Here is a 26,064-nt window from a genome sequence, read left to right as displayed (position 1 = left end):
AGCCATATCCGGTCACTCCCACCACGATGGGAAATCACGGCGGAACACGCCGCGGAACGACTTGAACCCAGGGAGGCCTTCATGGCAGGGGACGCGCCCGCTGTGGCCGGGCACGTAGGGCAGGCACGGGACCCGCACGTGCCCGGGAACGTCCTCGTCTCGATCGGCGCACTACTGCTCGGCATGCTGCTCGCCGCGCTCGACCAGACCATCGTGTCGACCGCCCTGCCGACGATCGTCAGCGATCTCGGCGGGCTCGAGCACCTGTCCTGGGTCGTCACCGCGTACCTGCTGGCCTCCACCGCCGCGACCCCGCTGTGGGGCAAGCTCGGCGACCAGTACGGGCGCAAACGGCTGTTCCAGACCGCGATCGTGATCTTCCTGGTGGGTTCCGCGCTGTGCGGCATGGCGCAGAACATGCCCCAGCTGATCGCCTTCCGGGCCGTCCAGGGGCTCGGCGGCGGCGGGTTGATGGTGCTGTCCATGGCGATCGTCGGGGACGTCGTACCGCCGCGGGAACGCGGACGCTACCAGGGGCTGTTCGGGGCCGTGTTCGGGGCGACCAGTGTGCTCGGGCCGCTGCTGGGAGGACTGTTCACCGAGCATCTGAGCTGGCGCTGGGTGTTCTACGTCAACCTCCCCGTCGGCGTCGTCGCGCTCGCCGTGATCGCGGCCGTGCTGCGCATCCCTCGCAAGGACACCCGGCACGTCATCGACTACCTCGGCACCTTCCTCATCGCGTCCGTCGCCACCTGTCTGGTGCTGGTGGCCTCGCTCGGCGGCACCACCTGGGACTGGGGCTCACCGCAGATCGTCGGGCTCGCCGTGCTGGGCGTCCTCCTCGCCGTCGTGTTCGTGCAGGTGGAGCGGGCCGCCGCCGAACCCGTCCTGCCGCTGAAGCTGTTCCGCGTCCGCACCTTCACGCTCTCCGCCGTCATCAGCTTCATCGTCGGCTTCGCCATGTTCGGCGCGATGACCTACCTGCCGACGTTCCTGCAGGTCGTGCAGGGCGTCACGCCCACCCTGTCCGGTGTGCACATGCTGCCGATGGTGTTCGGCCTGCTGCTGTCGTCCACGGTCTCCGGACAGATCGTCAGCCGTACGGGCCGCTGGAAGGTCTTCCCGATCGCCGGTACCGCCGTCACCACGATCGGCCTGCTCCTGCTCCACCGGCTCGACGAGAACAGCTCCACCGCCGTGATGAGCACGTACTTCTTCGTCTTCGGCCTCGGACTCGGCCTGGTCATGCAGGTGCTGGTGCTCATCGTGCAGAACGCGGTCTCCTACGAGGACCTCGGCGTCGCCACCTCCGGCGCGACCTTCTTCCGCTCGATCGGCGCGTCCTTCGGCGTGGCGATCTTCGGTACGGTCTTCGCGAGCCGACTCTCCGACAAGCTCGCGGACGCCTTCCGAGGCGCCCGGCTGCCCGGCGGGGTCTCGGCGGACGCCCTCAAGTCCGACCCGCGCGGCATCGGTTCGCTCCCGCCCGCCCTGCGCGCCCCCGCCGTGCACGCCTACGCCTCCTCCATCACCGACGTCTTCCTGTACGCGGCCCCCGTCGCGCTGCTCGGCTTCGTGCTCGCCTGGTTCCTCAAGGAGGACAAGCTGCGCGGCTCGGTCACCGCGCCCGACGTCACGGAGACCCTGGCCAGCAACCCGGTCGAACGCTCCTCGTACGACGAGGTGTGCCGCGCGCTGTCCGTGCTCGGCACCCGGGAGGGCCGGCGCGAGATCTACCGCACCATCACCGAGCGGGCGGGCTACGACCTGCTGCCGGGCGCGAGCTGGCTGCTGCTGCGGATCAAGCGCTACGGCTGGGTCGAGCCGGGCGTCCTCGCCGAGCGCGGTCCTGTGCCGCTGGAGGTCATCCTCGACTCCGCCCGCCAGGTCGAGGAGCGGCGCCTGGCCGTCCGGGAGGGCCTCGACCTCGTCCTCACCGACACCGGCCGCGAGGTCGCCGAGCGGCTCTCCCGGGCCCGCGAGGACTCCCTCGCCGAACTCCTGGGCGACTGGTGGGGCCCGGACCGCCCGACCGACCTCGTCCAACTGGTGAAGGAGTTGAACGACGAGCTGTGCGGCTCGGAACGCGAACAGCCGCAGAAGGGCCGCACGACCGAACTCAGTTGACCAGCTCCTTCCGGAACCAGTGCTCGGCGTACGGGTCGTCGTTGTGCGCCTCGGTCTCGCGGAACCCGAGCCGCGCGTACAGGGCACGGGCCTCCACCAGGTCGCCGCGGGTGTCGAGGACCAACCGCCGGGCGCCGAGGGCGCGGGCGGCCTCCTCGGCGGCGCCCACGAGGAGCGGAGCCCCGCCCTTGCCGCGCATGCCCTCGGCCACGAACACCCGGGTCAGCTCGGCGGTCGCCGCGTCCAGCAGCCGTACGCCCGCCGAGCCGGCCGGGACGCCGTCGTACCGTGCGACGAGCAACCGGCCGGTGGGCGGGGCGAGTTCGGAGCCGGGGTTGGCGGCGATCTCGCGCTCCAGTTCGGCGGGGTCCGTCCGGCGCCCCTCGTGCAGGAAGTACCAGCGGTCGCTGACCTCCGTGTAGTACGCCCGCCACAGGGCGGCGGCCACGGCCGAGTCGACGGGCTCCGGGGCTACGGTCCAGGTCATGGACGGCAATCTCAGCCGGACGTGGGCACCTTGCGCAACCGGATATGCGTGACCTCGGGGGAGTCCAGGACCTGGGTCTTTCGCCACTCGATGTGCTGGTCGCCGAGGTTGTCGAACAGCCGGCGGCCGCCACAGGCGAGCACCGGCACGACGTGCAGCAGCAGCTCGTCCAGCCACCCCGCGCGGATGAACTGCTGGACCAGGTCGGCGCCGCCCGCCAGGGAGACGTCCTTGTCGCCGGCCGCCGCGCGGGCCAGCTCCAGCGCGCGCCCGGGCCCCTCGGTGACGAAGTGGAAGGTCGTGCCCGTGCGGACGAGGGGCTCGCGGGGGTGGTGGGTGACGACGTACACCGGCGCGTGGAAGGGCGGCTCCTCACCCCACGGGATCTCGCCCGTGATGAACATGCCGTGACCCATCACGACCGCGCCGGGCCGCTCGATGTGCTCGGCGATCAGGTCGTCGTCCGGGCCGGTCGCCCCGCCCTCCACGCCCTGCATCCTGCGGAAACTGCGCAGCCCGAACACCCACGAGTGCATCCGCTCCCCGCCGATCCCCAAGGGGTGCTCCCGCCCCGACTCGGGGCCCGCGATGTACCCGTCCAGCGACATGGCGAGCCGTGCGATGACCTCACCCATGATCATGACCTCCTCGGAATCCGGCGCCCTGGGTGGCACCCTCACCCTGCCGTCGATCGGGCCGCGGCTCATTCGACACGCCGGTCCCATGGATATGGGGCGCAGTTTGAGCGGGGGTTCGCGGGCAACCCGGTCAAAGAACCGGCCCGAGGGGCCGACACACTGGAAGGCACCCATGTCCACAGGCTTGATCATTGCTCTGATTGTGATCGTGGCGGCCGTGGTCGTTGTCGCGGCCGTCCTGACCTCGCGCGCCCGCGGCCCGCACGGCGGCCGGAACCTGAAGCGTCGCTTCGGACCCGAGTACGACCGGACGCTGGCCCGGCACAACGGCGACACCCAGGCCGCCGAGCGCGAGCTCACCGAGCGCGTGGAGCGCCACGGGTCGCTGCGCGAGCGGGCGCTGGAGCCGGCTCAGCGCGAGCAGTTCGAGGCTCGCTGGGCGGCCGCGCAGGAGCGGTTCGTCGACTCGCCGAGGGAGGCGGTGGCCGAGGCCGACCGACTGCTGTCGGAGCTGGCCGCCGTGCGCGGATTCCCCGACGGCGCGTACGAGGAGCAGTTCGAGGCGATCTCCGTCCACCACGGTCACCACGTCCACGGCTACCGGCGCGTCCACACCGTCGTCGGCGCGAGCGGCCGGGACGGCGAGCGGGCGGACACGGAGGAGCTGCGGGAGGCCATGGTCGAGGCCCGCGCGCTCTTCGAGGACCTGACCTCGCCGATCCACCACGCCGACGAGAAGTCCCAGGCCCCGGCGGCCACCCGAACGAACGGCCATCTGCCGTTCGCCCTGAACCGACGTCACGTGAAGGGCAGTTGAGCGACATGACCGACGCAACGACCGGCCCGGGTATGGGCGCGAGGAAGAGTGCCGACGCCGACGGGACCACGCGGCGGACGGCGGCACCGACACCGAACGAGACCGAGCGCGAGACCACGGACCGGAACCGGGAGAACGTGGCGGGCGGCGACAGCGGCCACGGCCGGACGGTCCCCCCGTTCCCCACCCCGGACGAGGCCCGCTCCGAGGACACCGGTGCCTCCGGAGCCGCTGCCTCCGGCACCACGGGTGTCACGGACACCAGCGACCTCACGGAACCCGGCACCGCCACCTCCGGTCGCGGCACCGCAACCTCCGGTCCCGGCACCGCCACCTCCGGCACGGGTTCAAGCACCTCCAGCACCGGTTCCAGCACCTCCGGCACCGGCTCCACCGCCCGTCTGCTCCCTCACGAGGAGTGCGACAAGCTGGAGCTGCGGCTGCGGCAGGCGGTCTCCGGGTTCGTCGACGAGCCGCGGAACGCGGTGCGGGAGGCCGACCAGGTGGTCGAGGAGATCGCCGGCCGGTTCGCGGAGGCCGTGACCCGGCGACGGCGCACCCTGCGCTCGTCCTGGCAGGACGGCGACGAGGCCGGGAGCAAGGGCACGCACCCCGACACCGAACAGCTCCGGCTCGCCCTGCGCGACTACCGCGAGCTCGCCGAGCGCCTGCTACACGGCTGACTCTCCCGCCGCCGACTCCGCCGCCGTCCGGCGCCTGTGCCACTCGCGTACGACCTCTTCGACGTCGTACGGCTTCATTCCGAGTGGAGGCCCGGGCGGCGGCTTGAACATCATGTCCCGGATCTTGACGTTGACGTCCGTGACGATCTTGCGGGCGATGCGTTCCGAGGGCGCCGCGTACGCCGCGGTGAGGGCGTCCTCGGCCTCCTTGCGCAGGGCGAGGGTCGGCGGCAGGACCGAGAGGCCCTCACGGGCCATCTTCTGCTTGATCCACCACAGTTCGTCGTAGGTGGTGTCGGTTCCGGCGGGCAACGGCTTGCCCGCTCCGGCCAGTTGGGCGAACTCTCCGCGTCTCTCCGCGTCACGGATCTGTTTGTCGACCCAGGACTCGAACGGGACGCCCGGTGGCTTTCGCTCGGTCATGACTCCATTGTGCCGGACGCGACCTGGCCGGGCGATTTATCATGCGCCCGCTGTGTAAGGACACTTCACGAGGAGCGCACGTGCTCGAACTGACCATGGCCACCGTCTCCGGGGAAGAGGGGGCCACGGCGGGCATGCTGATGGCCGACGCGCCGAGCGAGCCCGGTGCCGTGCTGCGGGTGGGCCGGGACAAGTCCGCGTGCCGACTGGTGACGCCGGACGACTGGCTGTTCGTCTCCCGGGTCCATCTGGAATTCGTGTGCGGCCCGGAGGGCACCTGGCAGGTGACCTGGCTGCGCGGTTCGCAGCCCGACCCGTCGTCGGAGGTCCGGCTGGTCGTCGGCGAGTACGCGCAGCCGCTCTCCTACGGCGGGACGGTGGCGTTGCCCCGGGGCGGCAACGGCGAGATCGTCATCCGTGACCGCACCGCCCCGCGCAGCGTCAACGTGGGTTTCTTCCACGAGTTCTGATTCCAGAGGCCGCTGCTCTACAGCACCCGCGCCAGCGCGAACCCGTCGTACCCCTTGCCGCCGACCGTCTGGACGGCCGTACCAGTCAACCTGGGGTGTTCGCCGATGAGTTCGATGGCGGCGCGGGTGCCCACGACGTCCGGGGAGGTGCTGTCCGCGTCGGCGACCCGGCCCTGTCGTACGACGTTGTCCACGATGATCAGGCTGCCGGCGCGGGTGAGCTTCAGCGCCCACTCCACGTAGTGCGGGTTGTTGACCTTGTCCGCGTCGATGAAGACCAGGTCGAACGGGGCCGGGTTCTCGTCGGCGAGTTTGGGCAGCGACTCCAGGGCGGGGCCGACGCGTACGTCGACGAGCCGGTCGAGGCCGGCGCGCGCGATGTTGCGGACGGCTACCTCGGCGTGCTTGGCGCTGTACTCCAGGGAGACCAGCCGGCCGTCCTCGGGCAGGGCGCGGGCCAGCCAGATGGTGCTGTAGCCGCCGAGGGTGCCGATCTCCAGGATGGTGCGGGCGCCCTGGATCTCGGCGAGGAGTTGCAGCAGCTTGCCCTGGGGCGCGGTGACGGCGATCGTCGGCAGCCCGGCCGCCTCACTGTCCCGCACGGCCGCCTCCAGCACCTCGTCGTCGGGCGAGAGCCGGCTGGTGAAGTAGTCGTCAACGGCGTCCCAGAGCTGCGACTCGCTCATTCCCCTGTGCCTTTCGATGGCCTGGTCCCTGCGGTCGGTTAAGAATTCTAACTAGGCTCCCTAACGAGCGGACGGATCACGGGTTCCGCAGACGCGACCGCGATATGGCGCGCAGGCCCGCGACCGCGTCGGCTGGGGCAGGGGGCGCCGGTGATGATCAACAGGCGGCGGGGTTGTCGGCGGGGCGGCGGCCTGCCAGGCCCGATGGGCGGGGCTCCTCGGCCCTGGTGCCGGGATCCCGGGGGCTCGTGGGCGGGTGTTGCGGGGGGTTGGTGGCAGGGGTTGCGGCGGGGGCTTCATGGCGGGGCGAGGGCGTCGCGCGGCCCGCTCCGGGGGCGTTTCGGGAGCGGGCCGCGCTGGTGGTGTTGCGTCAGGGGTGCTCAGCGTTCTACCGACGGGGCCGAGCCCGGGAGTGGGCGGCCCGCTGATTCCTTCATGAACCAGACCGCGATTCCGCCGATCACCGCCGCGGCCATCATGTAGTACGCCGGCATCATCATGTTGCCCGTCGCGCTGATCAGGGCCGTGACCACCAGGGGGGGTCGTGCCGCCGAAGAGGGAGACCGAGATGTTGAAGCCGATGGAGAGGGAGCCGTAGCGGACGCGGGTCGGGAACAGGGCCGGGAGGGCGGACGGCATCGCGGCGGTGAAGCAGACCAGGAGGAGGCCGAGCGCGCCCATGCCGAGACCCACCGCGGCCAGGCTGCCCTGGCGGATCAGGAGCAGGGCCGGGACGGAGAGGGCGAGGAAGCCCGCGCAGCCGGCCGCGATGACCGGGCGGCGGCCCACGCGGTCCGTGAGGGCGCCCGCGAAGGGCTGCACGATCATCATCAGGGCCATCACCGCGAGCACCACCAGCAGACCGTGCGTCTCGTCGTAGTGGAGCTCACTGGTGAGGTAGCTCGGCATGTACGACAGCAGCATGTAGTCGGTGACGTTGAAGACCAGCACCAGGCCGACGCAGAGCAGCAGCGCCTTCCACTGGGTCGTGATCATCTCGCGGAGGGGGACCTTCGGGCGGTTCGACTCGGTCTTGGCGACCTCCGCGGCGAAGGCCGGGGTCTCCTCCAGGCGCCTCCGCAGGTACAGGCCGATGACGCCCATCGGACCGGCGATCAGGAACGGGACGCGCCAGCCCCAGGTCACCAGGTCGTGCGTGGAGAGAAGGGCCGTCATCAGGGTGACCAGGCCCGCGCCGCCGATGTAGCCGGCCAGCGTGCCGAACTCCAGCCAGCTGCCCAGGAACCCGCGCCGCTTGTCCGGCGCGTACTCGGCGATGAAGGTCGACGCGCCCGCGTACTCACCGCCGGTGGAGAAGCCCTGCACCAGCCGGGCCAGCAGGAGCAGCAGCGGCGCCCCCACGCCGATCGTCGCGTACGACGGGATCAGGCCGATCGCGAACGTGCCCGCCGCCATCATGATCATCGTCACGGCGAGGACCTTCTGCCGTCCGATCCGGTCGCCGAGCGGCCCGAAGACCATGCCGCCCAGCGGCCGTACCAGGAAGGCCGCGGCGAAGGCGCCGAAGGTCGACAGCAGCTGGGCGGTCGGGTTGCCGGACGGGAAGAACACCTTGCCCAGCGTCACCGCGATGTAGCTGTAGACGCCGAAGTCGAACCACTCCATCGCGTTGCCCAGCGCGGCGGCCTTCACGGCACGGCGGACCAGGGCGGGCTCGGTGGCGGTGACCTCACGGGATCGGGTGGGTAGGGACGGGACGGCGGCTGTGGCGGTGGCCAAGACTTCGCTCGCCTGCCTTTCGTTGGGGACAGCGGCAGGGCCCACGCGGCAGCGCTGGCGGCAGGCCGAAAAGCGACCATAGGCGCACTTGTCGCCCTCACGGGTCGTACCGAAGTCGTTGCACTGTGCACCTAAATGCCGCCTACGCAGGGGCGTCTGCCCGCCGCCGAGAGCTTTCCGTGGGCTTTACCTGTGATCCATCTCGCTACCCCCGGAGGCAACCCCACCCCCCGCGGACTATCGTCATCCAGACAAAAGGAGGCCGGACGACAGGTGAAGCCGGGGTAGCCTGCGTCTTCCTCTGGGGGCTGAAAGAAACACAATGGGGCGGGAGGCCGACGAGGCGTGGCGAACGTGGAGCATGGCGGGCGACCGGCGGAAGCCTTCAAGGCGACGGCTGCCGAGGCGGTCAGGGGACGCCTGCGCGCGGCCCGCCTGGGCCTGTGGCTGGTCGCGGCGGTCCTCGCCGTCCGGCAGATGGCCGTCGTCCTCAGCACGCCCAGGGGCGAGCGGCTGACGGATCTGGAGACCTGGGTCGGCCCGAACGGCGTCCTGCACGTCAAGGGGTCGCTGTACGACTCCACGCAGTTCACCGGCACCCCCTTCGGCGGTCTCGTCCTCAAGCCGCTCACCCGCGCGGCTGAACAGGCGCTCGGCTGGGGCTGGACCTTCGGCACGCTGCTGCTGGTGGTCGCCCTCGGCCTGGTCGCCGCCCGCGCACTGCCCCAGCCCGTCAGCCGCCGCACCTCCCAGCTCGCCGCGCCGGTCGCGATCAGCCTGCTGATGCTCTCCCTGCCGGTGCGCAACGCCCTGTGGCTCGGGCAGATCAGCATCCTGCCGGTGCTGCTCGTGCTGGTCGGCTGCTTCGTCGTCCGGGGTGAGCGCGCCAGCGGCCTGCTGATCGGCCTCGCCGCCGCCCTCCAGCCGACCGTGCTGCTCTTCGCCCCGCTGCTGTGGTTCACCGGCCGCCGCCGGGCCGCCGTCTCCACCGCTCTCACCTTCGCCGCGGCGACCGCGCTGGCCTGGGCGGCGCTGCCGCACGACTCGTACACCTACTGGGTGCACCACATGGCCGGCACCGGCCTGGGCGGCAAGGCCGACGACCTCGCCAACCAGTCCCTGCACGGCGCCCTGCTCCGCCTCGGCCTCACCGGTCCCCTGGAGATCGCCCTCTTCTTCGCGCTCGGCACCGCCGTCGCCGTTCTCGGCGTCCGCCGAGCCGTCCGCTACGCCCGCGACGGCCAGCTGCTGCTCGCCGTCGCCGTCACCGGGTGTGCGGCGATCGCCGTGTCCCCGACCACCTGGCAGCACCAGCTGCTGTGGGTGCTGCTCGCGGTCGTCGGTCGGGTCGGCGAGCGGGCCTCGGACCGGTACGTCTGGCCGGTCGCCGTCGTCCTGGTGATGACGCTGCCCGCGAAGATGATGCTGCCGAACATGTCCGCGATGGACCCCCTGCGCGACAATGTCGTCCTGCTCGCGGCCCTCGCCGCGGCGACCGTGGTCCCGTTCCTGTCGCGCACCTCGCCGTACTACCAGGCGCCGGTCCCCACGAAGTACGCGGAGCCGGTCCCGGCGCGGCTGAAGCACGTGCCGCTGGTGCCCCAGCTGCGCCGGGTGCTCTCCCGCCCGAACCTCCTGCTCGAACTGCTCCTGATCCGCGTCACCTACGCCGCCTACCAGAAGGTCAGACTCGCGGCGACCGGCGGCACCAACGCGGGCGGGCGGTCACGGGCCGAGGCGCACGGACACCAGATCCTCGACATCGAGCGGTTCCTGCACATCGACGTCGAGTACACCGTCAACCACGCGGTCGCCAAGATCGACTGGCTGCGCGGTTTCTTCGGCTTCTACTACGAGTCGTTCCACTTCGTGGTGCCGCTGACCGTCCTCGCCGTCCTGTACTGGCGCCGCCCGGTGGACTACCGCTGGGCCCGCTCGGCCCTCGGCTTCGCCACCCTCCTCGCCCTGGTCGGCTTCTGGCTCTACCCCCTCGCCCCGCCGCGCCTCCTGCCCGGCCTGGGCATCATCGACACCGTCCACGGCGTCCAGGACTTCTCCAAGCCGGACTACGGCACCCTGACCGCCCTCACCAACCAGTACGCGGCGATGCCCTCGCTGCACTTCGGGTGGTCGCTGTGGTGCGGAGTGGTGATCGCGGTCATGGCGCCGAAGTGGTGGATGAAGGCGCTCGGCCTGCTGCACCCGTTCTTCACGGTCTCCGCGATCGTCGCGACCGGCAACCACTGGGTGCTGGACGCGGTGGGCGGCGCAGCCGTCGTCGGCGCCGGTTTCGGGCTGACGTATCTGCTGCAGGGACCGCGGGCGCGGTTCGCCGCGGCGGCGGCGGTCAGCGAGAAGCCCCGGGAGGCCAAGGAGCCGGCACCGAGCTGACGGAGGCGCGTGGGCCGGCACGCGTGGGCCGTACGGGGCGACCCGCGGTCCACGGCCCAGGCATGGACGCTGATGTGTAGGGGCTTTCGGTGGGACGTCCCGCTGACCTCGTCCACGATCCGCGCCGCGGCCCTCGGGGGAGGCAGGAACGGGGCGTAGGGGGGGATGTTCCTGCCTCCCTCGAGATCCGCGGGACGGGCCGGCGGCTCCGGGACGCCGCCGGCCCGAGATCGTCAACCCGCCCGCACCTGAAGGTGCTTGACGCCGTTGATCCACGAGGAACGCAGCCGGTTCGGATCCTCGACCAGGGTCAGGTCCGGCAGGGCGTCGGCGATGGCGTTGAAGATCAGGTCGATCTCCAGGACCGCCAGCGACTTGCCGAGGCAGTAGTGCGGGCCTCCGCCGCCGAAGCCGAGGTGGGGATTGGGGTCGCGCAGGATGTCGAAGGTGTCGGGGTCGGTGAAGACCTCGGGGTCGTGGTTGGCGGCCGCGTAGAAGATGCCGACCCGGTCGCCCTTCCTGATCTGCTTGCCGCCCAGCTCCACGTCCTGGGTCGCGGTGCGCTGGAAGGCGTTGACCGGGGTCGCCCACCGCACGATCTCCTCGGCCGCCGTCTCCGGCCGCTCCCTCTTGTACAGCTCCCACGCCTCGGGATGGGTGAGGAAGGCGTGCATGCCGTGGGTGATGGCGTTGCGGGTCGTCTCGTTGCCCGCGACGGACAGCATCAGCACGAAGAAGCCGAACTCGTCGGAGTTCAGGTTCCCCTCGTCCTCCGCCGCCACCAGCGTGGTCACGATGTCCTTCGCCGGGCACTGCTTGCGCTCCGCCGCCATGTTCATCGCGTACGCGATCAGCTCGGCGGCCGACTGGGCGCCGATCTCCTCGGTGATCGCGTACTCCGGGTCGTCGTACGAGATCATCTTGTTGGACCAGTCGAAGATCTTCGCCCGGTCGTCCTGCGGGATGCCGATGAGCTCGGCGATGGCCTGGAGGGGCAGTTCGCAGGCGACGTCGGTGACGAAGTCGAAGGGGCCGGAGCGTTCGCGGGCCTGCGCGGCGATGGTCCGCGCGCGCTCGTGCAGCCGTTCCTCCAGCGCCCGGATGGCCCGGGGCGTGAAGATGCGCTGCACGATCTGGCGCACCCGGGTGTGCTCCGGCGGGTCCATGTTGAGCAGGATCAGCCGTTGGGCGTCGATCGCCTCGCGCTGCATGTTCTCGTGGAAGCGGATGATCGCCGTGTTGAGGTACGAGGAGAACAACTCGGGGTGCGTCGAGACGTACTTGACGTGCGCGTGCCGGGTGACGGCCCAGTACCCCTCGTCCTGGAAACCGGCGACGTTGCCCGGCTGGGGGATCCAGCGGACGGGTTCGGCCCGGCGCAGCTCGGCGAACTCCGGCAGGGGCACACGGGCGTGCAGCAGATCGGGGTCGGTGAAGTCGAACCCGTCGGGAAGAGCTGGACAGGGCATGGGGACTCACTCCAGCCGGTGTTCTGACGGACCATCAGGTTTGCCGTGAAGGTAGTAACGGGTTCTACAAGAGGCAAGGGGTACGGCACCCCGAATTGTGTGCACGACCCTTGCGGTTGGGGGCGCCCTGTCAGCAGACTGCACTCAGAACTAGAACACGTACTAGTTCAGCGTGGCGGGGCCGGCCGGGACGCCCCCGCGCCGCGCGGGTACCGGAGGAGAGGATCCCCCATGGCCGCGGAACCCGTGATCGTCGAAGCCGTACGCACCCCGATCGGCAGGCGCGGCGGAGCGCTCGCCAACCTGCACCCCGCCTATCTCCTGGGCGAGACCTACCGTGAACTCCTGGGCCGCACCGGCATCCCCGCCGACGCGGTCGAGCAGATCGTCGGCGGCACGGTGACCCACGCCGGCGAGCAGTCCATGAACCCCGCGCGCACGGCGTGGCTGACCGTGGGCCTGCCGTACGAGACCGCCGCGACGACCGTCGACTGCCAGTGCGGCTCCTCGCAGCAGGCCTCGCACATGGTGGCCAACATGGTCGCGGCCGGCGTCATCGACGTCGGCATCAGCTGCGGCGTCGAGGCGATGTCACGGGTGCCGCTGGGGTCGGGATCCAAGCACGGCCCCGGGAAGCCGTTCCCCGACGAGTGGAACGTCGACCTCCCCAACCAGTTCGAGGCGGCGGAACGCATCGCCCGACACCGCGGCCTGACCCGCGAGAACGTCGACTCGCTCGGCCTCATCTCGCAGGAGCGGGCGGCGATCGCCTGGGCCGAGGAACGCTTCAAGAAGGAGACCTTCGCCGTCCAGGTGCCCACCACCGAGGACGAGCAGCGCGCCGGACAGGGCATGTGGCGGCTCGTCGACCGCGACGAGGGGCTGCGCGACACGTCGATGGAAGCCCTGGCCGGCCTGAAATCGGTCATGCCCACCGCGATCCACACCGCGGGCAACTCCTCGCAGATCAGCGACGGCGCGGCGGCCATCATGTGGGCCTCCAAGCGCATGGCGCGAGCCCTGAAACTGCGTCCCCGGGCGCGGATCGTGGCGCAGGCACTGGTCGGCGCCGACCCGCACTTCCACCTCGACGGCCCCATCGACGCGACGCGCGCGGTGCTTGGCAAGGCCGGCATGACGCTGAAGGACATCGACATCGTCGAGATCAACGAGGCGTTCGCGTCGGTGGTGTTGAGCTGGGCGCAGGTCTTCGAGCAGGACCTGGAGAAGGTCAACGTCAACGGCGGAGCGATCGCCCTCGGGCACCCGGTGGGCGCCACCGGGGCCCGCCTCATCACGACGGCCCTCCACGAACTGGAGCGCACCGACAAGGAGTTCGCGCTCATCACCATGTGCGCGGGCGGTGGACTCGCCACCGGCACGATCCTTCAAAGGCTGTAGACAGGCGGGGGACCCGGCTGGTCTTCTTGCCCGATGCTGATCAACCTGATCCTCCGCATCCTGCCCTTCTACATCCGCGAGCCGCTCGTCATCGCCATCTGCGCGTTCTTCGCCGGCCTGGCCTTCTACTGGTTCTTCACGGACGGAGGCCTGGCCCGGGGCGGAATAGGCCTGATGTTCCTGGCCGTCGGCGTCCTGCGCTTCTTCTTCGCCCGAAGAGAGTGGAGATCCCGCCGTCAGGCGGGGATGGCACCGGCCCAGGAAACGAACTGACGAAACGCGTCGGGCCGGAACGCCAGCGCCGGCCCGGCGGGGTTCTTGGAGTCGCGTACGGCCACGGTGGCCTCTGGCAGTTCGGCGACCTCGAGGCACTCGCCGCCCTGGTCGCTGCTGTAGCTGGACTTACGCGTGCAGACCTCTCGCGTGATCACCGGCTCTGCCTCACCGCGAGCGAGCATTCGGCCCGTCACATCCGCCGTATCGTCCGCTCGTTGCTGGCGGAGTGGGGCATGCCGGAGCTGACCGACTCCGTCGAGCTGGCCGTGACCGAGCTGGTCGCCAACGTCGTACGGCATGTGCCGGACCGCCGCTGTGTGCTGCTGGTGCTGCGGCAGACGGCGGGCATCCGGGTGGAGGTGTCCGACGGGAGCCATCAACCTCCATGCAAACTCGGCGAGTTGGGAGAGGATGGGGAGAGCGGACGAGGACTGCTGCTCCTGGATGCCGTGGTCGACAAGTGGGGTGTGGCGCCCGCGCCCGGGGGCGGGAAGACGGTGTGGTTCGAGATCTCGGGATACTCGTGAGGCATGGACGAGATCGAGGTCAGGGAGCTGGCGCCGGAGGACGAGGCGGGCGTGGCCCGGCTGTTCGCGGCGTGCGAGGACTACTTCGTCGCGGCGACCGGGGCGCCGGCGCTCGCGGCGGACGTACAGAGCCTGTACTACGCGCTCCCCGAGGGCGCCGATGTCGACCAGAAGCGGCTGCTGGTGCTGTGCCGGGGCGAGGAGATCGTCGGTCTCGTCGATCTCGTGGACCGGCATCCGGACGCGGCGAGCTGTTCGGCCGGGCTGTTTCTCGTCGCCCCGGACGTGCGGCGCGCGGGGGTCGGTACGGGTGTCGCGCGACGGCTGATCGAGGAGGCGGCGGGGCGGGGGATGCGGACCGTGACGGCCATCTGCCCGTCGGCATGGGAGCCGGGGCTGGGGTTTCTGCGCAGTCTGGGGTTCGAGATCGGTGCGCCCCGGGAGACGACGGGCGACACGATCGGCAACCGAACCCGGCATCCGGCGGAGACCGGCCTGCGCACGGCCCGGCTCAGCACCCTCGCCGACCGATGAGTTTTGTCGGCCGGTGGTGTCTTCCTCTTGGTTGAGGAGGTGGTCGCGGTGGTCGCGACGGCAGAGCGGGAAGCCCTGGAACGGCGGCTGGACGTCCTGGTCGGTGAGTGGGTGATGGAAGCCGATTTCCCGGGGCTGGAGACGCCTCCAGGGCGCTGCGTCTTCGAGTGGACGCTGGACGGGCGGTTCCTCGTCCAGCGCAGCGAGGCGCCGAGCCCGGCGCCGGCCAGCATGTCGGTGATCTCCGTGGACCCGGAGACGGGCGGTTACACCCAGCACTACTACGACTCCCGGGGCGTCGTACGCGTGTACGCCATGACCTTGGCCGACGGGGTATGGCAGCTGCTGCGCGAGAAGCCGGACTTCACACCGCTCGCCTTCCGGCAGCGGTACGTCGGGCGGCTCGGCGAGGACGGTGACACCATCTCGGGCGCCTGGGAGAGGGGCCCGGCGGACGGTTCGGGCGAGTGGGAGCGGGACTTCGGCCTCACCTACCGCCGGAGGGGCCGATGAGTGGGGCTGGGACCGTACGCGAGATCGTCGACAGCGCCCTGTACCTGGTGCTCGCCACCGCCGACGCCGACGGGCGCCCCTGGAGCTCGCCGATCTACTTCGCGCACGACGACTGCCGTACCTTCTTCTGGATCTCCTCGCCCGACGCCCGGCACTCCCACAACATCGCGGTACGGCCGCAGGTGGGGATCTCGGTGTTCGACTCGTCGGCGGCCATCGGGACCGGGCAGGGGGTGTACATGGCGGCCGTGGCAGCGGAGGTGGTCGACGCGGAGGCGGCCGGGCGCGCGATGGAGGTCTTCTCCCGCCGCTCGCTGGAGCACGGAGGGAGGGCCTGGACGCCGGCCGACGTACGGGGCGACTCCGGGATGCGGCTGTACCGCGCCGTCGCCGACGAGCACTGGATCCTGGCCAAGGACGGCCGACCGGACCACCGGATCCCGGTGGACCTCCGCTGACCTGTCCGGTTACTCCCGGCCCGACGCCACCACCGCCAGCACCCCCGCCGTGAGCGCCGCGACCAGCAGCGGGATGCCCAGGTCGTGGTGGAGGACCAGCCACGCGCCCAGGCAGGCGCCCGCCGCCATCGCGACCACCGAGGCGCTGCGGCGCGGTGAGCGCCGGCCCGAGCCGCCGCCCGCGCGGGAGTCGGAGGCGAGACCGGTGAGGGTCATGGTCAGGACGGTCGTCGTCAGGTCGGCGATGCCGAGCTTGCGGACGGTGGCGTTGCGCAGACCCATCGCGAAGGCCGTGAGGGCGATCACGGCGTAGACGGTGGCGGTGGCGTGCGGCGCGGCGAACGCGACGGCGGCGGAGGCGCCGACCAGCACCGCCTCCGCGGCGAGGGTGAGCCGCGCCCAGGCACGGCGCGAGCCCTCACCCCGCCACCGCGCGACCCGCCCGCCGGCCACCGCGCCGAGCAGGAAGAACACCAGCGAGGTGGCGGTGTGCGGCACGGAAAAGCCGGGCGCCCCGGCCGCCGCGAACCCGAGGACGACGACGTTCCCGGTCATGTTGGCGGTGAAGACATGGCCGAGCCCCAGATAACTCACCGCGTCGATCAGCCCGCTGACCACGGTCAGCCCCAACAGGACGACCACGAGCCGCAGTCCGCGCGCCTCGCGCTCGTCCGTCCGTTTCTGTGGCTGCGTGCTCTGCTCGCTCATGATGGCTCCGGTCGGCCGGACGGGCGGGGTGCACCCAAGTGCACCATGGGCGCGGGGGACTCTCGGATGTCGACGCGAAGCGTACGTCCGTAGCGTCGGGGACATGAGTGATGAGACACGCAAATCACAGGAAAATCGGACCAGTTGGCGTACCCGGCGGGGGCTCGCCGGAGTGGCGGCCCTGCTGCTCGCCGGGCTTGCGGTCGCCCCGGCGGCGGTCGCCGGTGGGCAGCAGCATGTCCGGCGGGGCGAGCTGGTCGCCGTCACGCCGCTCGCCCGCTATGACGCCGGGCAGGTGCGGCGGTACATGAAGGAGCGGGACATCGTCGCGGACTCGGTGCGGTACGGCGTACGGGCGTACCGGCTGACGTACCGCACGGTGGACCCGTACGGGAAACCGACCACCGCGACCGGCCTGCTCACCCTCCCCACGGGCGGGGCGCACCGCCTCGACGTCGTGTCCGACACGCACGGCACCATGGTCAAGCGCACCGACGCGCCCTCGGCGAGCGAGGACCTCAACCGGGTGCCGTCGTATCTGAACGCGAGCGCGGGACGCGCGGTCGCGGCGCCCGACTATCTGGGCCTCGGTGAGGGGCCGGGCCTGCATCCGTACATGGACACCGGGTCCTCCGTCACGGCCACCCTCGACATGCTGCGCGCGGCCCGGACGGCCGCGGCGGGGCTCGGCCGTCCGCTCGACGGCAACCTCTACGCGACCGGCTTCTCGCAGGGCGGCCAGGTGGCGATGGCGCTGGGGAAGGCCCTGTCGCAGGGCGCCGACCAGCACTTCCGTCTGAAGGCGCTCGCCCCGATCAGCGGCCCGTACGACCTGGAGGGCACGGAGATGCCGGCCCTGTTCGACGGCCGGGTCAACGACACCAGCGGTGTCCTCTACATCTCGTACTGGCTGGTGGCCCAGAACCGTCTGCACCACCTCTACGACACCCCCGGCGAGGTGTTCCGCGAGCCCTATGCCGACCGCGTCGAGTCCCTCTACGACGGAGACCACGAGGAGGACGATGTGCTCGCTCAGCTGGCGCCGACGGTGAAGCAGCTGCTCACGCCCGCCGCCTACGAGCGTCTCCAGCACCCCACCGGCGCCCTGCTCACCGCGATGCGCGCGGCCGACCACACCTGTGACTGGAAACCATCGGTCCCAGTGCGGCTGTACGCCGGGGACAAGGACACCGACGTGCCCATCGGCAATGCCCGTACATGCGCCCGCACCCTCGCAGGTCAGGGAGCGAGGGTGCGGGTCGTCGATCAGGGTGCCGTGGACCACTTCGGGTCGTTCGCGGTGTCGGCGCCCCAGGTGGTGCGGTACTTCGACGGCGTGCCGGACTAGCCGGACCGGCCGCGGCCACCGGCTCGGGCTGATCAGTACCAGCCATTGGCCTGCCAGAAGGCCCAGGCGCCGGCGGGGCTGCCGTAGCGGGAGTTCATGTACTGCAGACCCCACTCGATCTGGGTCTTGGCGCTGGTCTTCCAGTCCGAGCCGGCCGAGGCCATCTTCGAGCCCGGCAGGGCCTGGACCAGGCCGTAGGCGCCGGAGGAGGAGTTGGTCGCGGTGACGTTCCAGCCGCTCTCGTGGGCGACGATGTTGTTGAAGGCGTTGTACTGGGCGGCGTTCGGGATCATCCTGTGCGCGATCGCCTTGGCCTGGGTCACGGAGTCGGCACTCGCGGCGTGGGCGGGCGCCGCGGTCAGCACCATGCCGGTGGTGGCGGCGGCCACGGCGGCGGAGGCGAGGGCCTTCTTCGGAGAGATGCGGCGGGCGAGGCGGGAGACGAACACGAGGAACCTTTTCTTCGGGGACAGGGAGTCGCGGTCATGCGTCGGCGCCGAGGCCCGGGGGCTTGTCGGCGCCGTGCGACGTCGTCCAGAGAAACAGGCTCGGAAGGTGTCTGCAATGACCCCTTTTACTAGTTGTGGTCGCATCTGGGGGGTACGTGCTTCCTGTGACCCGGCTCTCAATGTGCAGGTCGGAGGCGGTTATGGCATGCCCATGGCGTCCGATATGCCCTACTAGGTAGGGTAGTGAGTGATCTGAGTCATGTGGTTCGGTTCACCGCTCAACCGCTCTTGAATGTGACGGCGGTCTCGAAGGCGGCCCGGCGGGTGGCTCTGCGTAGCGCCTTGAGCACGGCCGGACCCAGGGCGAGCGTGAGGACGACGGTGACGAGCGCGCGGCCCAGGTCCCAGCCGAGGGAGGTGGCCAGACAGTACGCGACGAAGCGGGCCAGGTTGGCGGGGACGGCCGCGTGCGGGTCGAAGGCGATGCCCGAGGCCAGGGCGCCCATGAACGGCCAGCCGGCGAGGTTCATGACGGTGCCGTAGGCGAGGGCGGCGAGGAAGCCGTACGCCGAGAGCAGGGCGAGTTCGGTACGGTCCCGGAGGCGGTCCGGGCCCGGCAGCAGTCCCGCGCCCATCGTGAACCAGCCCATCGCCAGCATCTGGAACGGCAGCCAGGGGCCGACGCCGCCGGTCAGCAGGGCCGACGCGAACATCGTCAGCGAGCCCAGGGTGAAGCCGAAGCCGGGGCCCAGGACGCGGCCGCTGAGCAGCAGCAGGAAGAACATCGGCTCGATGCCGGCGGTTCCGGCGCCGAGGGGGCGCAGGGCGGCGCCGGTCGCGGCGAGGACGCCGAGCATGGCGACGGCCTTCGGACCGAGGCCGGACTCGGCGATGGTCGCGGCCACGACGGCGACGAGCAGGATCAGCAGACCGGCGAAGAGCCAGGGGGCGTCCTGGGCGTGGGCGGCGAGCGTGGAGTCCGGCGGCGCGAGGAAGGGCCAGCCGAAGGCGACGACGCCGACGGTGGAGGTGAGGGCGAGGGCGGTGAGGGAGCGGGGGCCGAGGCGGATGGCGTTCGTCATGGCCGCGCGTCTCTCGCCTGGGCGCCTGTCAGGGCGTCTCTCACCTGGGTGACCGTGAGCCATTTCTGCGGGGCGAGGATCTTGGTCACCTGCGGGGCGAAGGACGGGGAGGACACGACGATGTCCACGGTCGGGCCGTCGGCGATGACCTCGCCGTCCGCGAGCAGGATCACTCGGTGGGCGAGTTCGGCGGCCAGTTCGACGTCATGGGTGGCCAGGACGATCGCGTGGCCCTCGGCGGCGAGGGCGCGGAGGTGGGTGACGAGACGGGTCTTCGCCGCGTAGTCCAGGCCGCGGGTCGGTTCGTCGAGGAGGAGCAGGGGCGGGCGGGCGGTGAGGACGACGGCGAGCGCGAGGGTGAGGCGCTGGCCCTCGGAGAGGTCGCGGGGGTGGGTGGCGTCCGGGATGCCCGGGAGCAGGTCGGAGAGGAGGGCGCGGCAGGTGCCGGGGACCGCTCGGGCGTCCTGGTCGGCGGCCGCGCACTCCGCGGCGACGGTGTCGGTGTAGAGGAGGTCGCGGGGGTCCTGGGGGACCAGGCCCACGTGGTGGACGAGGGTGGGGGGTGCGGTGCGGTGGGGGGTGAGGCCGGAGACGCGGACCGTACCGGTGGAGGGTTCGAGCAGGCCGACGAGGGTGTTGAGGAGGGTGGACTTTCCCGCGCCGTTGCGGCCCATCACGGCGATGGTCTCGCCGGGGGTGATGGTGAGGGTGGCCTGGTGGAGGGCTCGGGTGTGGGAGCGGGTGACTGTTACGGCTTGGAGGTGGGCGGGGGGTGTTGTCGAGGTGGTGGGGGCTTTGCGGGTGCGGTCGCGGAGGAAGGGCAGGCGGCGGTGGGTGGGGGCTGGGGCCGGGGGCGTTTCGCTTGCCCGCGCCGGCGGGGTGCGGTCTGTTGCCGCAGACGGCACGGAGTCGGCTGCGGTGGGGCTGTGCGTTGGTCCTGCCAGGCGGTCGCGTAGGTCGGTTGCCTGGCGGCGGGCGTCTCTCACCGTCAGGGGCAGGGGGGTCCACCCTGCCAGGCGGCCCAGTTCCACCACCGGTGGGTAGACCGGGGAGGTCGCCATCATCTCGGCCGGGGTGCCGAGTTGGGGTGGGGAGCCCAGGGCCGGGAGGACCACCACCTGGTCGGCGTACTGGATGACCCGTTCCAGGCGGTGTTCGGCCAGGAGGACCGTGGTGCCGAGGTCGTGGACCAGTCGTTGGAGGACCGCCAGGACCTCCTCCGCCGCTGCCGGGTCCAGCGCCGAGGTCGGTTCGTCGAGGACCAGCGCCTTGGGGTGCGGGGTGAGGACCGAGCCGATGGCCACGCGTTGCTGTTGGCCGCCGGAGAGCGTGGAGATGGGGCGGGCGCGGAGGTCGGCGAGCCCCAGGAGGTCGAGGGTTTCCTCGACGCGGCGGCGCATCACCTCGGCCGGGAGACCCAACGACTCCATGCCGTAGGCGAGTTCGTCCTCGACCGTGTCCGTCACGAAGTGGGACAGCGGGTCCTGCCCCACCGTGCCGACCACATCCGCGAGTTCGCGCGGCTTGTGCGTGCGCGTGTCGCGGCCCGCCACGGTGACCCGGCCGCGGAGGGTGCCGCCGGTGAAGTGGGGGACCAGGCCGCTGACCGCGTTGAGGATGGTCGATTTGCCGGTGCCGGACGGGCCGACCAGGAGGACGAGTTCACCTTCCGGGACCTCGAAGTCCACGCCCTGGACGGTCGGTTCGGTCGCGCCGTCGTACGTCACGGAGACGTTCTCGAAGCGGATCATGACGGTTCCTTGGGAGCGAGGAGGGAGGGGAGGAGGCCGAGGAGGACGGCCGCGGCGGGCCAGAGGGGGAGCGTGGGGGAGGTCAGCGGGACGACGCCGGGGTGGAGCGCGGCGGGGTCGGTGGACGCGGCGAGGGTGAGGAGGGCGGCCACCGCGGCGCCGGAGCAGGCGACCAGCCCGGCGCGGAGGTCCCAACGGGCGGGCCGGTAACGGGTACGCGGGCTGCGGCGGCCGCCGAGGCGCAGACCGGCCAGGGCCGCGGTGAGGCCGGCGAGGAGGAGGGGGAGGCCGTAGGTGCCGGCTTCGGCGGTGAGGAGACCGTACGTTCCGGCGCACACGCCGAGCAGGCCGCCGAGGGTGAGGGCGGTGGTCGTACGGCGTACGGGGGCGGGAACGGCGGCGGTACGGCCGTAACCGCGGGCGTCCATGGCGGCGGCGAGGGCGACGGAGCGTTCCAACGCGCCCTCCAGGACCGGGAGCCCGACGTGGAGGAGGCCCCGGATGCCTCTGTCGGAGCGGCCGCGCAGACGACGGGCGGCGCCCAGGCGGTGGACGTCGGCGATGAGGTTGGGGGTGAAGGTGAGGGCGACGACGACGGCCACGCCGGCTTCGTACAGGGCGCCGGGCAGGGACTTGAGGAGGCGGGCGGGGTTGGCGAGGGCGTTCGCGGCGCCGACGCAGATGAGGAGGGCGGCGAGTCTCAGGGCGTCGTAGAGGGCGAAGAGGACGGACTCGGCGGTGACCTCGCCGCCTATGCGGATGCCCTGGGCCCAGTGGGGGAGGGGGAGTTCGGGGAGGGTGACGAGGGTGTGGGTGCCGGGGATCGGGGAGCCGAGGACCGTCGCGAAGGTGAGCCGGATGAGGAGGACGGCGAGGGCGAGCTTGAGGAAGGCGGAGTAGGAACGGGCGGCGGGGGAGGCGGGGCGGCACGTCGCCACGACGTAGGCGGACGTGGCGATGAGCAGGGTGAGAAGGAGGGGGTTGGTGGTGCGGGTGGCGGCGGTACCGAGCCCGATGGCCCAGAGCCACCAGGCGCCGGGGTGCAGGGGGGTGGGGTGCGCGGGGCGCGGGGTGCTGCCCCACCTCGGCGGGGGAGCCGCCTCGGCGATGTGACTGCTCTCCGGCTGTGCCCTGCTACCGGACATGCCTGCGCCGCCTCGCCTGCCACACCGCTGCCGTGCCCAGCACGGCCACGACCGCCGCGCCCGTCCACAGCCCCACCGAGGGACCGTCACTCCCCTTCTTCTCCCCCTCCTTCTCCTTCGTGGCAGTCTGCGACTTCTTCCCGGCCGCCACTTGCTCCCCGCAGCCCTTCTCCGGGTAGCCGGCGATCGCGCAGAGCAGGGCGTTGGTGTCGTAGCGGAGTGGCTTCGCCACCGTGGCCAGGGCCTCCGCCGTCGTCGCGTCGGGCGACACCTGGGCGCAGGCCGTGCGGGTGGGGGGCGGGGTCTCGCCGGACGGCGCGTCCGCGCGAGTGCCGAAGTCGATGAGCAGAGCCACCCGCTTCCTGCCGTCCCGCGCCGGTGTCTTCGCGCAGATCGTCGCGAAGTCGGCGGTCCCCCGGGGGGTCGCCGCGTCGCTGGAGTCCTCGCTCACGGAGAAACGGAACCCCTGGACGTCACCGTCGGCGGGACGGTCGGTGGAGGGGCCCTGGGTGGCGTAGGCCCAGTGCGTGGCGGTGCGGGTCCAGAAGGACCAGTAGCGGTATCCGGTGGCCTGGGCCTGCGTGGGGGCGAGGAGCAGGAGTGGCAGCAGGGCGGGGAGCAGGGCCGCGTACCGGCGTTTCATGACTGTCGCTTCCTGCCACGGAGCATCAGCGCGAAGCCGATGAGCGCGCCCAGCAGCAGACCGCCACCCACGGTCCAGCCGACGGGCAGGGAGCCGTCGTTGTCGTCGGACGCCTTGGGGCCGTGCGAAGGGGTTGCCTTGGCAGGCAGCTTGTTGATCGCTCGGGGGGCGGGTCCCGTCGCGTTGAGCAGGGTGACCAGGTCCTTGCCACCGAAGTGATGGGCGTCCCCACCCTGGACGACGTTCGCCGCGAGGATGAGCTGGGCGTACGCGGCCGGGCCGCCCTGCTCCGCCCACTTGCCGGCGTGACCCTCCAGCCAGTGCAGAGATGCGGCGGCCTGGTCGTTGCGGCCCACGGAGGCGAGGGCGACGACCGCGTCGGCCGTGTTGCCGTAGTCGGGCTGGTCCGCGGCCCCGGGCAGCACGGACTTGAGGTACCCGTCCTTCGCCAGCGTCCTGGCGAGCCATACGGCGCCGTTGTCACCGATCTCGGTGTCCAGGCCGTCGTCCGTGGCTTTCACACAGCTCCTGGGCGCGTCCGCGTCGTCCTGGGGGCTTCCCGCGAGCGTGTCGCCGTACGCCCCGAGCACGGCCGCGGCGGTGGCGTCCGCGTTGGCCGTCAAGGCGCCCTTCTTGTCCGGCTGGTAGGCGAAGGCGCCACCGTCCTTGCCACCGCAGGGCAGCGCCAGCTCGGCCAGGGCGTCGAGCGGGGACTTGCCGTCCTTGCGGAGGTTCGGCACCGTCACGCCGGCCTGTACGAGCGCGCCGATCACGAGAGAGGTCGAGTTCGCGTCGCTGGCTCCGCCGGGGGAGTAGCCCCAGCCGCCGTCCTTGTTCTGTACCGACTTCAGCCAGGCGACCGCCTTGTCGACCTGGGAGTCGTACGTGGTGGTGAGGGTGGAGAGCGCCTGTACCGCGGCCGCCGTGCTGTTGGTGTCCACCGCGAGCTTGGCCGCGCAGGGCTTGCCGGTGTCCGCGCGGAAGGCGGGGAAGGCGCCGTTCGCGCACTGCTGGCCGGCCAGCCAGGCAACGGCCTTGTCGGCGGGGTCGACGCCCACCTCGTTCTGCGCCAGCAACGCCAGCGACTGCCGCCACACCCCGTCGTACGTAGGATCCGCCGTGCCGTACAACCCGTCGGGTATCGCCACCTTCGGCGAGGGAGACGGCGGCGCGGCCACCGCGGGGGTCGCGGTACCGATCACCACCGTGGCGGCCAGGGCCGCGGCGCAGCGGCTGACGACGTTCATGATCGGCGGATGCCTCTCCCTGAAGGGAGCCGGGCAGCACGGGACACCCCGGCGGCTCGGCCCCGTATTCCTCGACGGTGCCGTGTGCCGGCGAACTGCCGACGCACGTGAGCCGGTCACGAGTCCGTACAGGGCAGTCCGGCTCACCGGCCAGGGTCCGGCCGGATGACGGTTGCGGGTCAGCGCCGGAATTGCACCGGCTTCCCCCTGTACGGGCGTGATGGCGACCCGGCCACTCTACCGGCCCGTAGGAATCGCCTGAGCGGCGGCTGTGGGGCGGGGTACGTTCCTGGCCGTGGGGATCACGGGGAGGGTCGGTGGCGGCGGCAGGCTGCTCGGGTCCGGGCGGACCTCCGACGTCTACGAGCTCGACGCCGGATGGGTGCTGCGGCGCAACCGGGAGGGGTGGGGGGACGCCCTCGCCGAAGGGGCCGTCATGGAGCATGTGCGCGGGCACGGCTATCCCGTGCCCCGGGTACGCCTCGCCGATTCCACCCGCACCGAGCTGGTGTTGGAGCGGCTGTCGGGGCCGACGATGCTGGCGGCGTTCGGGGATGGGGTCATGAGGCCACGCGAGGGAGGGGCTGTGCTCGCGCGGCTGTTGCGGCAGTTGCACGCCGTTCCCGGATGGGACAACGGCGGCTGCGTCCTGCACCTCGATCTGCATCCCGACAACGTGATGCTCACCCCCGACGGACCTCGGGTCATCGACTGGAGCAACGCCGAGGTGGGCCTGCCCGGCCTGGACTGGGGCATGTCCGCGATCATCCTCGCCCAGGTCGCCGTGGGCGAGGAGCCGATCGCCGGTCTCGCCCGCGAGGTGCTGACCGGCCTCCTCGCCGACCCCTCCCATCTCACCGAGGACGGACTGACGGAGGCCCGGCGCCGACGCGCGGCCCAGCCCGTCATGAGCCGGCGGGAGGTCGAACTCCTCGGTGCGGCGGAGGATTTGATTCGAGCACTGTGATGTGAGCGGAAGCCGTCGGGATTCGTGCTGGAACGACCAAATGCGGCGATCTTCCGGTCGTACTCGATCGTGTGGCATATGTCCCGACGTGGTACGACCACACTGTCGGCGTGCCTGGAAAGAAGGACGCACCCGGTCCGGGGAACGTGCCGCCCGACAGCCGCCCCTTTGTCGGCCGACGAGACGAACTCGTCTGGCTGGGCGAGGAGTTGGTGAGTGGTGGCCGGCTGCTGACCCTCGTGGGGGTCGGCGGGGTAGGTAAGACGCGGCTCGCGCTTCGGGCGGCCGGGGCGGCCCGGGAGGTCCACCCCGACGGCGTGTGGCTGGTGGAGTTGTCCGCGCTCCGCGCAGGCGGCCAGGTGCCACTGGCCGTCATGGAGACGCTGCGGCTCGTCGACCAGTCGACCGGTTCGGCGATCGAGGCGCTGTCGGTGTGGGCGCGCGACAAGCGGCTGTTGCTGGTCCTCGACTCGTGCGAGCACCTGCTGGCGGACTGCGTGACGCTGGTCGCCGATCTGCTCACGGCCGTGCCGGGACTGCGTGTCCTCGCCACCAGCCGGGAGCGGCTGGGGATGCCGGTGGAGCGGGTGCTGGCCGTCGACCCGCTGCCGGTGGGAGACCCAGGGGATCCGGGGAACCCGGAGGGGCGTCCACACGCCGACCTCCAGGACGCTCCGAGGCTCCTCGGTCACCCGAGCGACGCCACCGCGTCCACCTCCACCAGCACCCCCTCCCGCACCGGCCGCGCCACCACCGTCGTACGGGCCGGAAGCGGGGTGCAGCCGGCGAAGAACTCCCGGTAGACGGCGTTGAACTGGGGGAGAGAGGAGGGGGCGGCGAGATAGCAGGTGCAGCGGGTGATCGACGTGCGGTCGCCGCCCGCCGCCGCGACGACGGCCTCGACGTTGGCGAGCACCTGCCGCGCCTGCGCGTCGAAGTCCGCCGGCATCTCCCCGGTCACCGGGTCCAACGGCCCCTGCCCGGAGGTGAAGAGGAACGGCCCGACACGCACCCCCTGCGACAGCGGCGGTTCGCTGCCGTCCGCGAACCGCACGAACGGCGCCCGGTCGGTGCGCACCGCTTC

Annotated in this window: 28 protein-coding genes, 1 pseudogene and 1 riboswitch; of the genes and pseudogenes, 14 read left to right on the top strand and 15 right to left on the bottom strand. The window is 71.5% G+C overall.

Annotated elements, in window-relative coordinates:
• The first annotated feature begins 81 nt into the window (after positions 1 to 81).
• On the top strand, positions 82 to 2,127 hold the full coding sequence (locus ABZ453_RS40025) for an MDR family MFS transporter (RefSeq protein ID WP_359023188.1): 2,046 nt from the start codon (positions 82 to 84) through the stop codon (positions 2,125 to 2,127).
• On the opposite strand, the gene ABZ453_RS40020 is transcribed toward ABZ453_RS40025, so the two are convergent.
• Positions 2,120 to 2,614 carry a GNAT family N-acetyltransferase gene (locus ABZ453_RS40020; protein ID WP_359023186.1) on the bottom strand — a complete coding sequence of 165 codons (495 nt, stop codon included), beginning with the start codon at positions 2,612 to 2,614 and terminating at the stop codon, positions 2,120 to 2,122. The genes ABZ453_RS40025 and ABZ453_RS40020 overlap by 8 nt on opposite strands.
• A gap of 11 nt (positions 2,615 to 2,625) precedes the next feature.
• Positions 2,626 to 3,249, bottom strand: coding sequence for a dihydrofolate reductase family protein (locus ABZ453_RS40015; protein ID WP_359023184.1), 624 nt, complete (start codon positions 3,247 to 3,249; stop codon positions 2,626 to 2,628).
• A gap of 175 nt (positions 3,250 to 3,424) precedes the next feature.
• Here ABZ453_RS40015 and ABZ453_RS40010 point away from each other — a divergent pair, with 175 nt between their 5' ends.
• Both ABZ453_RS40010 and ABZ453_RS40005 read left to right on the top strand, forming a co-directional pair.
• Positions 3,425 to 4,069 (top strand): hypothetical protein, encoded by a 645-nt coding sequence (locus ABZ453_RS40010; protein WP_359023182.1) that lies wholly within the window; start codon positions 3,425 to 3,427, stop codon positions 4,067 to 4,069.
• A gap of 5 nt (positions 4,070 to 4,074) precedes the next feature.
• On the top strand, positions 4,075 to 4,752 hold the full coding sequence (locus ABZ453_RS40005; protein ID WP_359023180.1) for a hypothetical protein: 678 nt from the start codon (positions 4,075 to 4,077) through the stop codon (positions 4,750 to 4,752).
• Here the strand turns inward: ABZ453_RS40005 and ABZ453_RS40000 are convergent.
• Entirely contained in the window at positions 4,741 to 5,175 is a 435-nt protein-coding gene (locus ABZ453_RS40000; RefSeq protein WP_359023178.1) for a DUF1992 domain-containing protein, read from the bottom strand. The genes ABZ453_RS40005 and ABZ453_RS40000 overlap by 12 nt on opposite strands.
• 80 nt (positions 5,176 to 5,255) lie before the next feature.
• Here ABZ453_RS40000 and ABZ453_RS39995 point away from each other — a divergent pair, with 80 nt between their 5' ends.
• Positions 5,256 to 5,645: an FHA domain-containing protein gene (locus tag ABZ453_RS39995; RefSeq protein WP_359023177.1), complete on the top strand. Its 390-nt coding sequence runs from the start codon at positions 5,256 to 5,258 to the stop codon at positions 5,643 to 5,645.
• Positions 5,646 to 5,662: 17 nt separating this feature from the next.
• On the opposite strand, the gene ABZ453_RS39990 is transcribed toward ABZ453_RS39995, so the two are convergent.
• Together ABZ453_RS39990 and ABZ453_RS39985 are read right to left on the bottom strand one after the other, a co-directional pair.
• A complete protein-coding gene (locus tag ABZ453_RS39990; protein WP_359023175.1) occupies positions 5,663 to 6,331 on the bottom strand; it encodes an O-methyltransferase in 669 nt (222 codons plus the stop codon).
• 380 nt (positions 6,332 to 6,711) lie between these two features.
• Positions 6,712 to 7,957, bottom strand: a pseudogene (locus ABZ453_RS39985) (MFS transporter).
• A 459-nt stretch (positions 7,958 to 8,416) separates the two neighbouring features.
• On the opposite strand from ABZ453_RS39985, the gene ABZ453_RS39980 reads away from it, so the two are divergent.
• Positions 8,417 to 10,462: a bifunctional glycosyltransferase 87/phosphatase PAP2 family protein gene (locus ABZ453_RS39980; protein ID WP_359023173.1), complete on the top strand. Its 2,046-nt coding sequence runs from the start codon at positions 8,417 to 8,419 to the stop codon at positions 10,460 to 10,462.
• A gap of 233 nt (positions 10,463 to 10,695) precedes the next feature.
• On the opposite strand, the gene ABZ453_RS39975 is transcribed toward ABZ453_RS39980, so the two are convergent.
• A complete protein-coding gene (locus ABZ453_RS39975; RefSeq protein ID WP_359023171.1) occupies positions 10,696 to 11,931 on the bottom strand; it encodes a cytochrome P450 in 1,236 nt (411 codons plus the stop codon).
• 231 nt (positions 11,932 to 12,162) lie between these two features.
• Between ABZ453_RS39975 and ABZ453_RS39970 the strand changes: the two genes are divergently transcribed.
• Both ABZ453_RS39970 and ABZ453_RS39965 read left to right on the top strand, forming a co-directional pair.
• The gene (locus ABZ453_RS39970; RefSeq protein ID WP_359023169.1) at positions 12,163 to 13,332 is read left to right on the top strand and encodes a steroid 3-ketoacyl-CoA thiolase; all 1,170 of its coding nucleotides are present in this window, start codon (positions 12,163 to 12,165) and stop codon (positions 13,330 to 13,332) included.
• A 33-nt stretch (positions 13,333 to 13,365) separates the two neighbouring features.
• Complete coding sequence (locus tag ABZ453_RS39965) at positions 13,366 to 13,605, top strand: hypothetical protein (protein ID WP_359023167.1); 240 nt, start codon at positions 13,366 to 13,368, stop codon at positions 13,603 to 13,605.
• Here ABZ453_RS39965 and ABZ453_RS39960 read toward each other — a convergent pair.
• A complete protein-coding gene (locus ABZ453_RS39960; protein WP_359023214.1) occupies positions 13,569 to 13,763 on the bottom strand; it encodes a DUF397 domain-containing protein in 195 nt (64 codons plus the stop codon). The two genes, ABZ453_RS39965 and ABZ453_RS39960, sit on opposite strands and share 37 nt — an antisense overlap.
• Here ABZ453_RS39960 and ABZ453_RS39955 point away from each other — a divergent pair.
• Genes ABZ453_RS39955 through ABZ453_RS39940 form a run of 4 tightly spaced genes read left to right on the top strand, consistent with a single transcriptional unit; the run spans position 13,713 to position 15,640 of the window.
• Positions 13,713 to 14,135, top strand: coding sequence for an ATP-binding protein (locus ABZ453_RS39955; protein WP_359023212.1), 423 nt, complete (start codon positions 13,713 to 13,715; stop codon positions 14,133 to 14,135). The genes ABZ453_RS39960 and ABZ453_RS39955 overlap by 51 nt on opposite strands.
• A 3-nt stretch (positions 14,136 to 14,138) precedes the next feature.
• Positions 14,139 to 14,669, top strand: a complete 531-nt coding sequence (locus ABZ453_RS39950) for a GNAT family N-acetyltransferase (protein WP_359023165.1) — start codon at positions 14,139 to 14,141, stop codon at positions 14,667 to 14,669.
• Positions 14,670 to 14,717: 48 nt separating this feature from the next.
• Positions 14,718 to 15,182 carry a hypothetical protein gene (locus ABZ453_RS39945; protein ID WP_359023163.1) on the top strand — a complete coding sequence of 155 codons (465 nt, stop codon included), beginning with the start codon at positions 14,718 to 14,720 and terminating at the stop codon, positions 15,180 to 15,182.
• On the top strand, positions 15,179 to 15,640 hold the full coding sequence (locus tag ABZ453_RS39940; RefSeq protein WP_359023161.1) for a pyridoxamine 5'-phosphate oxidase family protein: 462 nt from the start codon (positions 15,179 to 15,181) through the stop codon (positions 15,638 to 15,640). Before ABZ453_RS39945 ends, ABZ453_RS39940 begins: the two co-directional genes overlap by 4 nt.
• A gap of 9 nt (positions 15,641 to 15,649) precedes the next feature.
• Here the strand turns inward: ABZ453_RS39940 and ABZ453_RS39935 are convergent, their stop codons facing one another.
• A complete protein-coding gene (locus tag ABZ453_RS39935) occupies positions 15,650 to 16,348 on the bottom strand; it encodes a YoaK family protein (protein ID WP_359023159.1) in 699 nt (232 codons plus the stop codon).
• A gap of 103 nt (positions 16,349 to 16,451) precedes the next feature.
• Between ABZ453_RS39935 and ABZ453_RS39930 the strand changes: the two genes are divergently transcribed.
• The gene (locus tag ABZ453_RS39930) at positions 16,452 to 17,696 is read left to right on the top strand and encodes an alpha/beta hydrolase (RefSeq protein ID WP_359023157.1); all 1,245 of its coding nucleotides are present in this window, start codon (positions 16,452 to 16,454) and stop codon (positions 17,694 to 17,696) included.
• A gap of 32 nt (positions 17,697 to 17,728) precedes the next feature.
• Here ABZ453_RS39930 and ABZ453_RS39925 read toward each other — a convergent pair whose 3' ends face one another.
• The 6 genes from ABZ453_RS39925 to ABZ453_RS39900 form a co-directional block, all read right to left on the bottom strand.
• Complete coding sequence (locus tag ABZ453_RS39925) at positions 17,729 to 18,145, bottom strand: transglycosylase SLT domain-containing protein (RefSeq protein WP_359023156.1); 417 nt, start codon at positions 18,143 to 18,145, stop codon at positions 17,729 to 17,731.
• Positions 18,146 to 18,423: 278 nt separating this feature from the next.
• Positions 18,424 to 19,227 carry an ECF transporter S component gene (locus tag ABZ453_RS39920; RefSeq protein WP_359023154.1) on the bottom strand — a complete coding sequence of 268 codons (804 nt, stop codon included), beginning with the start codon at positions 19,225 to 19,227 and terminating at the stop codon, positions 18,424 to 18,426.
• Positions 19,224 to 20,978 (bottom strand): ATP-binding cassette domain-containing protein, encoded by a 1,755-nt coding sequence (locus ABZ453_RS39915; RefSeq protein WP_359023152.1) that lies wholly within the window; start codon positions 20,976 to 20,978, stop codon positions 19,224 to 19,226. Before ABZ453_RS39915 ends, ABZ453_RS39920 begins: the two co-directional genes overlap by 4 nt.
• Positions 20,975 to 22,123: an energy-coupling factor transporter transmembrane component T gene (locus ABZ453_RS39910; RefSeq protein WP_359023150.1), complete on the bottom strand. Its 1,149-nt coding sequence runs from the start codon at positions 22,121 to 22,123 to the stop codon at positions 20,975 to 20,977. Before ABZ453_RS39910 ends, ABZ453_RS39915 begins: the two co-directional genes overlap by 4 nt.
• Positions 22,113 to 22,766, bottom strand: coding sequence for an SCO2322 family protein (locus ABZ453_RS39905; RefSeq protein WP_359023148.1), 654 nt, complete (start codon positions 22,764 to 22,766; stop codon positions 22,113 to 22,115). The genes ABZ453_RS39910 and ABZ453_RS39905 overlap by 11 nt, the downstream gene beginning before the upstream one ends.
• Positions 22,763 to 24,013 carry a prenyltransferase/squalene oxidase repeat-containing protein gene (locus tag ABZ453_RS39900; RefSeq protein ID WP_359023146.1) on the bottom strand — a complete coding sequence of 417 codons (1,251 nt, stop codon included), beginning with the start codon at positions 24,011 to 24,013 and terminating at the stop codon, positions 22,763 to 22,765. Before ABZ453_RS39900 ends, ABZ453_RS39905 begins: the two co-directional genes overlap by 4 nt.
• A 131-nt stretch (positions 24,014 to 24,144) precedes the next feature.
• Positions 24,145 to 24,222, bottom strand: a riboswitch (cobalamin riboswitch).
• Positions 24,223 to 24,308: 86 nt separating this feature from the next.
• Between ABZ453_RS39900 and ABZ453_RS39895 the strand changes: the two genes are divergently transcribed.
• Both ABZ453_RS39895 and ABZ453_RS39890 read left to right on the top strand, forming a co-directional pair.
• Complete coding sequence (locus tag ABZ453_RS39895) at positions 24,309 to 24,980, top strand: phosphotransferase (protein ID WP_359023144.1); 672 nt, start codon at positions 24,309 to 24,311, stop codon at positions 24,978 to 24,980.
• Positions 24,981 to 25,090: 110 nt separating this feature from the next.
• Entirely contained in the window at positions 25,091 to 25,783 is a 693-nt protein-coding gene (locus tag ABZ453_RS39890) for a hypothetical protein (protein WP_359023142.1), read from the top strand.
• On the opposite strand, the gene ABZ453_RS39885 is transcribed toward ABZ453_RS39890, so the two are convergent.
• A complete protein-coding gene (locus tag ABZ453_RS39885) occupies positions 25,669 to 25,992 on the bottom strand; it encodes a RidA family protein (RefSeq protein WP_359023210.1) in 324 nt (107 codons plus the stop codon). The two genes, ABZ453_RS39890 and ABZ453_RS39885, sit on opposite strands and share 115 nt — an antisense overlap.
• Positions 25,993 to 26,064: the final 72 nt, after the last annotated feature.

Origin of the sequence: Streptomyces sp. NPDC005799 (genome assembly GCF_040630525.1) — a bacterium.
GTDB lineage: Bacteria > Actinomycetota > Actinomycetes > Streptomycetales > Streptomycetaceae > Streptomyces > Streptomyces griseorubiginosus_B.
Note: the sequence above shows the minus strand (reverse complement) of the source record. Positions and strands in the feature narration are given on the sequence as shown.

Excerpts from the sequence above, each read along its gene's own strand:
- ABZ453_RS40005 (WP_359023180.1), top strand. The coding sequence starts at position 4,075 with ATGACCGACGCAACGACCGGCCCGGGTATGGGCGCGAGGAAGAGTGCC.
- ABZ453_RS40025 (WP_359023188.1), top strand. The coding sequence starts at position 82 with ATGGCAGGGGACGCGCCCGCTGTGGCCGGGCACGTAGGGCAGGCACGG.
- ABZ453_RS39970 (WP_359023169.1), top strand. The coding sequence starts at position 12,163 with ATGGCCGCGGAACCCGTGATCGTCGAAGCCGTACGCACCCCGATCGGC.
- ABZ453_RS40000 (WP_359023178.1), bottom strand. The coding sequence starts at position 5,175 with ATGACCGAGCGAAAGCCACCGGGCGTCCCGTTCGAGTCCTGGGTCGAC.
- ABZ453_RS40015 (WP_359023184.1), bottom strand. The coding sequence starts at position 3,249 with ATGGGTGAGGTCATCGCACGGCTCGCCATGTCGCTGGACGGGTACATC.
- ABZ453_RS39910 (WP_359023150.1), bottom strand. The coding sequence starts at position 22,123 with ATGTCCGGTAGCAGGGCACAGCCGGAGAGCAGTCACATCGCCGAGGCG.
- ABZ453_RS39935 (WP_359023159.1), bottom strand. The coding sequence starts at position 16,348 with ATGAGCGAGCAGAGCACGCAGCCACAGAAACGGACGGACGAGCGCGAG.
- ABZ453_RS39915 (WP_359023152.1), bottom strand. The coding sequence starts at position 20,978 with ATGATCCGCTTCGAGAACGTCTCCGTGACGTACGACGGCGCGACCGAA.
- ABZ453_RS39940 (WP_359023161.1), top strand. The coding sequence starts at position 15,179 with ATGAGTGGGGCTGGGACCGTACGCGAGATCGTCGACAGCGCCCTGTAC.
- ABZ453_RS39990 (WP_359023175.1), bottom strand. The coding sequence starts at position 6,331 with ATGAGCGAGTCGCAGCTCTGGGACGCCGTTGACGACTACTTCACCAGC.
- ABZ453_RS40010 (WP_359023182.1), top strand. The coding sequence starts at position 3,425 with ATGTCCACAGGCTTGATCATTGCTCTGATTGTGATCGTGGCGGCCGTG.
- ABZ453_RS39975 (WP_359023171.1), bottom strand. The coding sequence starts at position 11,931 with ATGCCCTGTCCAGCTCTTCCCGACGGGTTCGACTTCACCGACCCCGAT.
- ABZ453_RS39900 (WP_359023146.1), bottom strand. The coding sequence starts at position 24,013 with ATGAACGTCGTCAGCCGCTGCGCCGCGGCCCTGGCCGCCACGGTGGTG.
- ABZ453_RS39950 (WP_359023165.1), top strand. The coding sequence starts at position 14,139 with ATGGACGAGATCGAGGTCAGGGAGCTGGCGCCGGAGGACGAGGCGGGC.
- ABZ453_RS39965 (WP_359023167.1), top strand. The coding sequence starts at position 13,366 with ATGCTGATCAACCTGATCCTCCGCATCCTGCCCTTCTACATCCGCGAG.
- ABZ453_RS39930 (WP_359023157.1), top strand. The coding sequence starts at position 16,452 with ATGAGTGATGAGACACGCAAATCACAGGAAAATCGGACCAGTTGGCGT.
- ABZ453_RS39920 (WP_359023154.1), bottom strand. The coding sequence starts at position 19,227 with ATGACGAACGCCATCCGCCTCGGCCCCCGCTCCCTCACCGCCCTCGCC.
- ABZ453_RS40020 (WP_359023186.1), bottom strand. The coding sequence starts at position 2,614 with ATGACCTGGACCGTAGCCCCGGAGCCCGTCGACTCGGCCGTGGCCGCC.
- ABZ453_RS39905 (WP_359023148.1), bottom strand. The coding sequence starts at position 22,766 with ATGAAACGCCGGTACGCGGCCCTGCTCCCCGCCCTGCTGCCACTCCTG.